This is a genomic window from Thermosipho sp. (in: thermotogales), assembly GCF_020054775.1.
Taxonomy (GTDB): Bacteria; Thermotogota; Thermotogae; order Thermotogales; family Fervidobacteriaceae; genus Thermosipho; species Thermosipho africanus.
Genome location: NZ_JAIHAP010000071.1, coordinates 1 through 9,449 on the forward strand (window position 1 = coordinate 1; position 9,449 = coordinate 9,449).

Here is a 9,449-nt window from a genome sequence, read left to right on the forward strand (position 1 = left end):
CTTAGTAAAAGGCACGGAGGTACTTCTGTTGATTTCTTTAAAGAAAATGGATTTTTAAATAAAGCTTTGCTAAATTATCTTGCAATTCTTGGATGGAGTACTTCGGAAGAAATATTCAATGTACATGAAAAAATCAATGAGTTTGATCCTTTTAAAATATCAAATAAATCTGTAATATTTGATTATAAAAAACTCGAATGGGTTAACGGTCAACATCTAAGAAAAATTGATATAGAAATTTTAATAAATGAATTCTTAAATTATCTAAAAGACAAAAATATCTACTTAGAACATATCAGCAAAAATTATATTAAAGAAGTACTTTTAATATGTAGAGAAAAGGTAAATACATTAGAACAACTAAAAGAAATTTCCCTTCCATTCTTTTTTGATGATTATGGCTATGAAGATACATACATTAAGAAATTTCTATTAAATGAAAACGCAGAAAAAATTTTAAAAAACGCTTTAGAAAGGTTTGAAAAACTGCAAAATTACACAATTGAAAATGTAGAGGAAACACTAAGAAATATTTCAAGTGAACTTGAAATAGGAACCAAAAGAGTATTTCAAACTATTCGTGGAGCCCTACTTGGAAAACTAGTAACACCTGGTTTATTTGAATCAATTGTAGTTTTAGGAAAAGAAAAAACTCTCAAAAGACTCAAAAAAACTTTAGAATTAAGGGAGAAATATGAGGTATAAATTAGTTTTTACAATCTTTTTATCCTTTTTTCTAATACTTGTATTTTTTCTTTTCAAAATTCAAGTTATTGAGCATTCACAACATAAAGAATTTATTAATTCACTAATGCAAAAAACTATACTAACAAAAGGAAACCGTGGAACTATTTTTGATAGAAACGGTTTTAAAATTGCATGGAGCAAGAAAATTCCATATATAGAATACAGCAGTAATATTGATATAGAATCTTTAAAACCTTATTTAACCGATAAGCAGATACTTGATCTAATAAGTTCTGGAAAAGCTTATCTAGACAATTATCAAATATATGAGCTTGAAAAACTTGGGTTGTATATACATTACGAGGAAAAAAGATTCTATGTACCTGAAGCCTTCCACATTGTAGGATACGTTAACTCACAAGGAATTGGAAGTTCTGGAATTGAGAAAACATATGACAGCCTACTACAGGGAAAGATCGGTAGTGAATTAATTTTCTCAAGCCCTTCAGGAAAGGTAAAACAAAGAATAATTCAAACTGAACCGGAAAATGGGGAAGATATCACTTTAACTTTAGATATTAATTTACAAAAATACATTTATGACGAAATGAAAAAAATTAACAATCCAGGAGCTGTAATAGTAGAAAATGTTAAAAATGGTGAAATTTTAGCTTTAGTTTCATACCCAAACTTAGAAGAAAATTTTTACGATATTGACAAATTCACCTGGCAAAAGATAGTAAACGACCCATCAAATCCTCTCTTAAACAGAGCTACAATGGGGCTCTATTCCCCAGGTTCTGCAATAAAACCACTAATTGCAATTGCCTATCTTTTATCAGAAAGTACTCCGGCTACTTTAAATTGTACTGGAAGATATGAATACAAATCAAGTTCTGGAAAAACTATTGCAATCTTCAATGATTGGCTTTTAAGCGGTCATGGGGAAACAGATCTAATCAAAGCTCTCAGAGTCTCCTGTAATGTATATTTTTATACAATTGCATTAGAGATAGGAATTGATAAAATTAAAAGTGTAGCGGATATCTTTAAAATTTCTGATTTAACAAAAATTGACATTGAAGAAAAATCTGGAATATTCCCCTCCAGAGAATGGAAAGAAAAGCAGTTTAAAACTATATGGTATCCTGGAGATACAATATTAACAGGTATTGGTCAGGGTTATATACTTTTAACACCTTTGGAAATTTTAAATTTCTATACAACAATTGCAAATCATGGTAAAACTCCAAGACCACATTTATTAAAATCAGAAAAAGTAGAATATACTAATGAAGTATCTTTACCCGATAAAATATGGAATACAATCATAGAAGGACTTCTTGAAGTTACCACTTACAACGATGGAAGCTTGAAAAACCGTGGAACTGCATATTTAAGCTTTAAAGATGCGCCATACAAAATTGCTGGTAAAACAGGGACCGCAGAAGTTAGCAAAAGCAAAAAAGCACATTCATGGTTTGCAGGATTTGGTCCAATAGAGGATCCAACATACTCTGTAGTCGTCATGTTTGAAAATGGAGGAAGTGGTTCCGAAATGGCTGCACCTTTTGCAAGAAAAGTCTTTGATTATTTATTAAAAGGAGTTGAAAGTAATGAATAAGCTTGATTTGGCTATTAATATAGCTAAAAGTGCTGGATATTATATACTTCAATACTGGGGAAATGTAGATAATGTATATGAAAAAGAAAATTTTCAAGACCTTGTTACTGACTATGATAAGAATGCTCAGAATATGATAGTTTCAAAAATAAAAAAGTTTTTTCCAGAAGATGGGTTTATAGCAGAAGAAGGAAACCTTTATGAAAAAAGTAAGAACCTTTGGATAATAGATCCAATAGATGGAACTATAAATTACATACACGGTCTACCAAATTTTGGTGTATCCATAGCATATTTTGAAAATGAAAAGCCAATTTTTGGAGTAGTTTTTAATCCATTTACTGAAGAGCTATTTGTTGGAATAAAAGATGAAGGTTCATTTTTAAATCACTCAAGACTAAAAATTACAAAAAATATAACTTTAAAAGAAAGTATTGGAAGTACAGGATTTCACAAAAACTTTACCGGTAAATTTATTTCAAATGTCGAAAACAAGGTTCAAAGAATAAGAATAATAGGAAGTGCAGCTTTATCTGCTTGTTATGTTGCTGCAAATAAATTTGATTTTTTTGTTGCAAAAAGAGCAAATTCATGGGATATAGCAGCTGCTTATATAATTGTCAAAGAAGCTGGTGGAAAAATAATTAACTTCAATGGAAATACACCAAAATTATTTTCTAAAGATAGTTATATCTTTTCAAATCCAAGCATATCTGACGAAATTTTAGAATTAATTAAAAAACAGGAGGGGGATCTATGAAATTAATCGAATCTGTTCCAAATTTTAGTGAAGGAAGAAGAGAAGAAGTTGTAAGGCAAATAATCGAAGAAGCTCAAAAGTACGAAAGAGTAAAGATCTTAGATTGGTCAATGGACTTTGATCACAACAGATCTGTTGTAACCCTCGTAGGAGAACCTGAAGAAATTGAAACTGCAATTTTTGATATGGTAAAAAAGGCAACTGAACTTATTGATTTAAGAAGTCATAGTGGAGAACATCCAAGAATGGGGGCAACTGATGTTATACCTTTTATTCCAGTAATGAATACAACCATGGAAGAATGTATAGAAATTTCTAAAAGAGTAGGTGAAAGAATAGGAAAAGAATTGAACATTCCAGTTTATTTATATGAAAAATCTGCATCTTCACCTGATAGAGAAAACCTCGCAAAAATAAGAAAAGGAGAATTTGAAGGATTTTTCGAAAAAATAAAGGATCCAAAATGGAAACCTGATTTTGGGCCAGATCAAGTTCATCCATCAGCCGGTGTTGTAGCAGTCGGTGCAAGAGAATACTTGATCGCCTTTAATGTAAACCTTGGTACAAACGATATAAAAATTGCTGACAAAATTGCAAAAGCAGTGAGACATATAAGTGGTGGATTTAGATATGTAAAGGCTATAGGAATTGAATTAAAAGAAAAAGGTATTGTGCAAGTTTCTATGAATCTTACAAATTACAAAAAATCCCCAATATTTAGAGTGTTTGAAACAATAAAGAGAGAAGCACAAAGATATGGAGTACCAGTTTTAAATTCCGAAATAATTGGTATGATACCTTTAAAAGCTGCTATTGAGACAATGAAATGGTATCTCCAACTTGACGATTTTGACGAAGAAAGAGTCATAGAAAACAAAATTTTAAATACATTTTTTGAATAAGCCCAAAATCCCCCGAATTTAACGGGGGATTTTTAATATGTTCAATAAATATGAAAAAATAGCAAATAATTAAAAAATTGTTATTCTAAATATAACATTTTAAAAGTGAAATTTTTTACTTTTAGTGATATAATAATGTTGGGATGGTATTATAAAATAGGAGGTGGCCATGTTGGCGGTTTGTGAAAAACATGTCGAGCTCTACAAAGAGCTAGATGCTTATATTGAAGAACTAAAAGGAAAAAAAGGTATTTTAATTAATGTTCTCCACAAAGCTCAGGAACTTTTCGGCTGGCTTCCCCAAGAAGTTCAAGACCATGTTGCTAAAAAACTCAACATTCCTTCTTCAGTAGTCTACGGTGTTGTAACATTCTATAATTTCTTTTCCACAAAACCAAAGGGAAAAAACCAAATAAAGATTTGTCTTGGAACAGCCTGTTACGTTAAGGGTGCAGACAGAGTCATGGAAAGGTTCTTAAATGAACTTGGCGTTGAAGAATCAGAAGTTACAAAAGACGGTAAATTTTCAGTTCATGGCGTTAGATGCCTTGGTGCATGTAGTATGGCACCTGTTGTACTTGTTGGGGAAAAAGATTTCTATGGAAAAGTTACACCTGATATGGTTCCAGGGATAATTAAAAAGTACAAAGGGGAGGGGTAATAATGGGTAAAATAAAAAGTTTAGAAGAACTTATGAAAATCAAAGAAAATACATTAAAAAATGTAAAAATGCGTGAAGAAGGAAAAAGAGGAAGAATAATAGTTGCAATGGGAACTTGTGGAATTGCTGCCGGTGCTAAAGATACTTTAAAAGCAATTGTCGAAACATTAAGTGAGCTAAATATAGACGACATATCAGTTGTTCAATCTGGTTGTATGGGACTTTGTGAAGTTGAACCAACAATAAAAGTTGAACTTGATGGTGAAATTCCAGTAATATATGGACACGTTACTCCAGAAAATGCAAAGAGAATTATTAAATCACATATTGTAGCAGGAGAGCAGGTTGGAGAATTAATAGTGAAAAGAGGAGAGTAATTGGAGGGATAAAATGTCTCAAAATAAAAAAATCTTGGTTTGCACAGATGGTTGTTGTTCAACTAATGGAAAAATGATTAAAAAAGTGCTTGAAGAAAAAATCAAACAATACAACCTTCAAGAAAAAGTTACTATTGAAGAATCTGGTTGTATGGATGCATGTAATTTTAAACCAGTAATCTCAATTCTCCCTGACAAAATTATTTATAAAGAACTTACTCCTGAAGCAGTTGAAAAAATCGTCAAGGAACACCTTATTAACGGAAAAATTGTAGAAGAGTATTTATTAAAAAGATAATTTTTTGACATAGTAATAGTAAGGACTTGGAGTCATATAAGTAAAAAATAAGGAGGTCTGAAAAAAATGCCTTTAACTACCAATACAATACTTATTTGTGCTGGTGGTGCTTGTATTTCCGCTGGTGAAGAAAGTGTAAAAGATGTTCTCGAAAGAAAAATAAAAGAATACAATCTTCAAGATACAATAAACATTGTTGAAACTGGTTGTATGGGTGCATGTAGTTTAGGCCCAATTATGGTAATTCATCCAGAAGGTGTTTACTATCAAAAATTAACACCTGAAGCAGCTGAAAAAATTGTTGAAGAACACCTACTTAAAGGAAGAGTAGTAGAAGAATATTTATACAAAGGTGATAAGGGAAAAATAGTTCCACAGCCACAAAAAGAGATTCCATTCTTTTCAAGACAGGTTAAAGTTGCTACTCGAAACGTCGGTATTATTGATCCTTTAAGCATTGATGAATACATAGCACGTGATGGTTACTTTGCACTTCACAAAGCATTAAAAGAAATGACACCAGAACAAGTAATTGAAGTTGTAAAAGAAAGTGGTCTTAGAGGTAGAGGTGGAGCTGGATTTCCAACAGGACTAAAATGGGAATTTGCAAGAAAATCACCAGGTGATGAAAAATATATGATCTGTAATGCTGATGAAGGTGACCCTGGTGCATTCATGGATAGGTCAATCCTTGAAGGAGATCCTCATTCAATAATTGAAGCAATGACAATCGCTGCATATGCAATTGGTGCTACAAAGGGATTTGTTTACGTTAGAGCTGAATATCCAATTGCAATTGAAAGACTTACAGTTGCATTAAATCAAGCTAGAGAATATGGCTTTCTAGGTGAAAATATCCTTGGAACAGATTTCTCATTTGATATTGAAATTAGAATTGGTGCTGGTGCTTTTGTTTGTGGTGAAGAAACAGCATTAATGCATTCAATTGAAGGAAAAAGAGGTCAGCCAAGAGTTAAACCACCATTCCCAGCACAAAAAGGACTTTGGGGAAAACCAAGTAATATAAACAACGTTGAAACACTTGCTTGTGTTCCACCAATTATATATCATGGCCCTCAATGGTTTAGACAATGGGGAACTGAAAAATCTCCAGGAACTAAAGTTTTTGCATTAGCAGGTAAAGTTAAAAATACTGGGCTTGTTGAGGTTCCAATGGGGATCACTTTAAGAGAATTAATATATGAAATTGGTGGTGGATCACCAACTGGTAAAAAAATTAAAGCAGTTCAAACTGGTGGGCCAAGCGGTGGTGTTATACCTGAAGAATATTTTGATACTCCAGTAGATTACGAATCACTACAACAACTTGGTGCAATAGTTGGTTCAGGCGGTATGATTGTTCTTGATGAAGATGATTGTATGGTTGACGTCGCAAAGTTTTTCCTCGAGTTTACTGTTGATGAATCATGTGGAAAATGTACCCCATGTAGAGAAGGAACAAAGAAAATGTATGAAATCTTGGACAAAATAACAAAAGGCGAAGGAACGGAAGAAGACATAGAAATATTGGAAAATCTTGCCAATGTAATTAAAGATTCATCACTCTGTGGTCTTGGCCAAACTGCACCAAACCCAGTTCTATCAACTCTTAGGTATTATAGAGATGAATATCTTGCACATGTTAGAGACAAAACTTGTCCGGCAAAGAAGTGTAAAGATTTAATTAGCTATGTCATTAATCCTGAAAAATGTGTTGGTTGTACAGCATGTGCTAGAGTATGTCCAGTAAATGCTATCAACGGAGAAGTCAAAAAAGTTCACGAAATTGATCAAGATGCTTGTGTAAAATGTGGAAGCTGTATTGAAGTATGTAGATTTGGAGCAATTAGTAAAGTAACTCCTGCTGTACAATAAAATCTTGGGATAAAGGGGGTCGCGCTTTATGCTCGCAAAGGAAGAAATTAAAAAAATTGTTCACGAAGCCAAAAATGAACGTTTGGAAGAACAAGATATTTTGATATATATTTTGCATAAAATTCAAGAAAAGGTTGAAAATAATTATATACCAGAATATGCTGCTGAAGTAGTCAGTGAAGAATTAAAAATACCCACTTCAAAAATATATGAGGTATTAACCTTTTATTCAATGTTTTCAACCAAAAAAAGAGGAAAATATGTAATAAGAGTATGTACAAGTCTACCTTGTCATGTTGCAAATGGAAGAGAAATTATAAACACACTAAAAGAAGAATTAAAAATTGATTTTAATCAAACAACGAGTGATGGTCTTTTTACACTAGAAGAATCTGGGTGTTTGGGACTGTGCGGTGTTTCCCCAGTTATTATGATTAACAATGAATACTATGGTGATCTCACCCCCCAAAAAGTCAGAGAAATTATTAACAATCTCAAAGGGGGTGAATCTTTATGAAGCCAATAACAATTCTTGTATCGGTTGACAGTAATAGTATTTTGTTAGGAGCAAAAGAATTTGTTAAAGCTTTTAAAAATCTAATTGAAGAATTTAATCTATCTAATTTGGTCGAAGTTTTAGAAACTGGAACCATGGGAAATTATTCTGGAGTTACAGTTGCAATCATGCCAGATAATGTTTATTACAGCGTTACTTCAGTATCCGATGTAAAGAAAGTATTTGAAGAACACATATTAAAAGGTAGAAAAGTTCTTGATCTTGAAATATCACCAAATGAACTAATATCTAAAAAGGAAAGTATTACAAAAGAATATAAGATAGTCACTAGAAATATTGGAAAAATTGATCCAAAAAACATTGATGAATATATTGCAAATGATGGGTATTTTGCACTCACAAAGGCGTTATCAATGAAACCTGAGGAAATAATCAATGAAATTAAAGAAAGTGGACTTAGAGGAAGGGGAGGAGCAGGTTTTCCAACCGGATTAAAGTGGGAATTTGCATACAAAACTGATGCAGATCAAAAGTACATTGTTTGTAATGCCGATGAGGGTGAACCAGGAACGTATAAAGATAGATTAATAATGGAAGGTGACCCTCATAGTGTTATTGAAGCCATGATAATTGCCGGCTATGCTGTTGGTGCAACAAAAGGTTATATTTACATTAGAGGAGAATACTATGGCTCCATTGAAAATATTAAAAAAGCTATAAACGATGCATATGAATATGGATTTTTAGGTGAAAACATACTCAATAGTGGTTTTAATTTTGATCTTTCAATACGTCTAGGTGCAGGGGCATACATTTGCGGAGAAGAAACTGCATTGCTTGAATCAATTGAAGGACATGCTGGAAGACCTAGGTTAAAACCACCATTTCCACCTCAAAAGGGGTTATTTGGAAAACCAACGGTTATTAATAATGTAGAAACTCTTGCCAATGTACCACAAATAATTCTTAATGGTGCTGAATGGTTCAAGCAAATTGGAACAGAAAATTCACCTGGTACTAAGGTGTTCTGTTTTGCAGGTAATTTAAATAATAGAGGAATTGTCGAACTACCGATGGGTGTAACTGTAAAGGAACTTTTAATATATGCTGGTGGAATTTCTGGTGGAAAACTTAAAATGGTTCAAACTGGTGGAATTGCCGGAACCTTCATAGATGAAAGTAAATTAGATGTTCCACTTGATTATGATTCATTCGCAAAATACGGTGTAAGCCTTGGTTCAGGAGTCATACTAGGTGTTAATGATTCACATTGTGTTGTTGATATTGCTAAAAATGTAATGGAATTTTTCAGACATGAATCATGCGGAAAATGTACACCTTGTAGAGAAGGAACAAAAATTGCTGTAGAAATTCTTGAAAAAATGTCAAAATTTGAAGCAACTATGGATGATCTAGAACACTTGATTGAAATATCAAATGTAGCAAAAGAAGCGGCTTTGTGTGGATTGGGTCAAAGCTTCCCAGTACCATTACTTTCATTAATAGATAACTTTAAAGAAGAATTTGAAATGCACATAATTGATAATGTCTGTCCAGCAAACCTATGTAAAAAAGTTGAAAAGAAAAAATCAAGAAAATTAACTATCTAAAATAAAATTAATGTTAATAAAAACAAAACGCCCACTTTATGGACTGAACCCAAGAAAAGGAACGAAATAAAAAACACCCCCGGAAGTGATAAAATATAACTATCTAGGGGGTGTTTTTCATTGGCAAAGAAAGGGCAA

The 9,449-nt window shown here is 32.4% G+C and carries 10 protein-coding genes; all 10 read left to right on the plus strand.

What is annotated here, in order from left to right:
* The coding region (locus JG780_RS09295) for a glutamate--tRNA ligase family protein (protein WP_287570285.1) at positions 1-705 on the plus strand (705 nt) is incomplete at its 5' end.
* Positions 695-2,311: a penicillin-binding transpeptidase domain-containing protein gene (locus JG780_RS09300; protein ID WP_287570287.1), complete on the plus strand. Its 1,617-nt coding sequence runs from the start codon at positions 695-697 to the stop codon at positions 2,309-2,311. The genes JG780_RS09295 and JG780_RS09300, both read left to right, overlap by 11 nt.
* The gene (locus JG780_RS09305; RefSeq protein WP_004102244.1) at positions 2,304-3,071 is read left to right on the plus strand and encodes an inositol monophosphatase family protein; all 768 of its coding nucleotides are present in this window, start codon (positions 2,304-2,306) and stop codon (positions 3,069-3,071) included. Before JG780_RS09300 ends, JG780_RS09305 begins: the two co-directional genes overlap by 8 nt.
* Entirely contained in the window at positions 3,068-3,973 is a 906-nt protein-coding gene (gene ftcD / locus JG780_RS09310) for a glutamate formimidoyltransferase (RefSeq protein ID WP_004102241.1), read from the plus strand. The genes JG780_RS09305 and ftcD overlap by 4 nt, the downstream gene beginning before the upstream one ends.
* A 169-nt stretch (positions 3,974-4,142) precedes the next feature.
* A complete protein-coding gene (locus JG780_RS09315; RefSeq protein WP_012580275.1) occupies positions 4,143-4,634 on the plus strand; it encodes an NADH-quinone oxidoreductase subunit NuoE family protein in 492 nt (163 codons plus the stop codon).
* A gap of 2 nt (positions 4,635-4,636) precedes the next feature.
* Positions 4,637-5,011: a (2Fe-2S) ferredoxin domain-containing protein gene (locus JG780_RS09320; RefSeq protein ID WP_004102237.1), complete on the plus strand. Its 375-nt coding sequence runs from the start codon at positions 4,637-4,639 to the stop codon at positions 5,009-5,011.
* 13 nt (positions 5,012-5,024) lie between these two features.
* Positions 5,025-5,309, plus strand: coding sequence for a (2Fe-2S) ferredoxin domain-containing protein (locus tag JG780_RS09325; RefSeq protein WP_004102235.1), 285 nt, complete (start codon positions 5,025-5,027; stop codon positions 5,307-5,309).
* Between the two features lie 66 nt (positions 5,310-5,375).
* Positions 5,376-7,184, plus strand: a complete 1,809-nt coding sequence (gene nuoF, locus JG780_RS09330; protein WP_004102233.1) for an NADH-quinone oxidoreductase subunit NuoF — start codon at positions 5,376-5,378, stop codon at positions 7,182-7,184.
* 28 nt (positions 7,185-7,212) lie between these two features.
* Positions 7,213-7,701 carry an NADH-quinone oxidoreductase subunit NuoE family protein gene (locus JG780_RS09335; RefSeq protein ID WP_114702582.1) on the plus strand — a complete coding sequence of 163 codons (489 nt, stop codon included), beginning with the start codon at positions 7,213-7,215 and terminating at the stop codon, positions 7,699-7,701.
* Entirely contained in the window at positions 7,698-9,311 is a 1,614-nt protein-coding gene (gene nuoF, locus JG780_RS09340; protein WP_287570292.1) for an NADH-quinone oxidoreductase subunit NuoF, read from the plus strand. The genes JG780_RS09335 and nuoF (JG780_RS09340) overlap by 4 nt, the downstream gene beginning before the upstream one ends.
* The last annotated feature ends 138 nt before the right edge of the window (positions 9,312-9,449 follow it).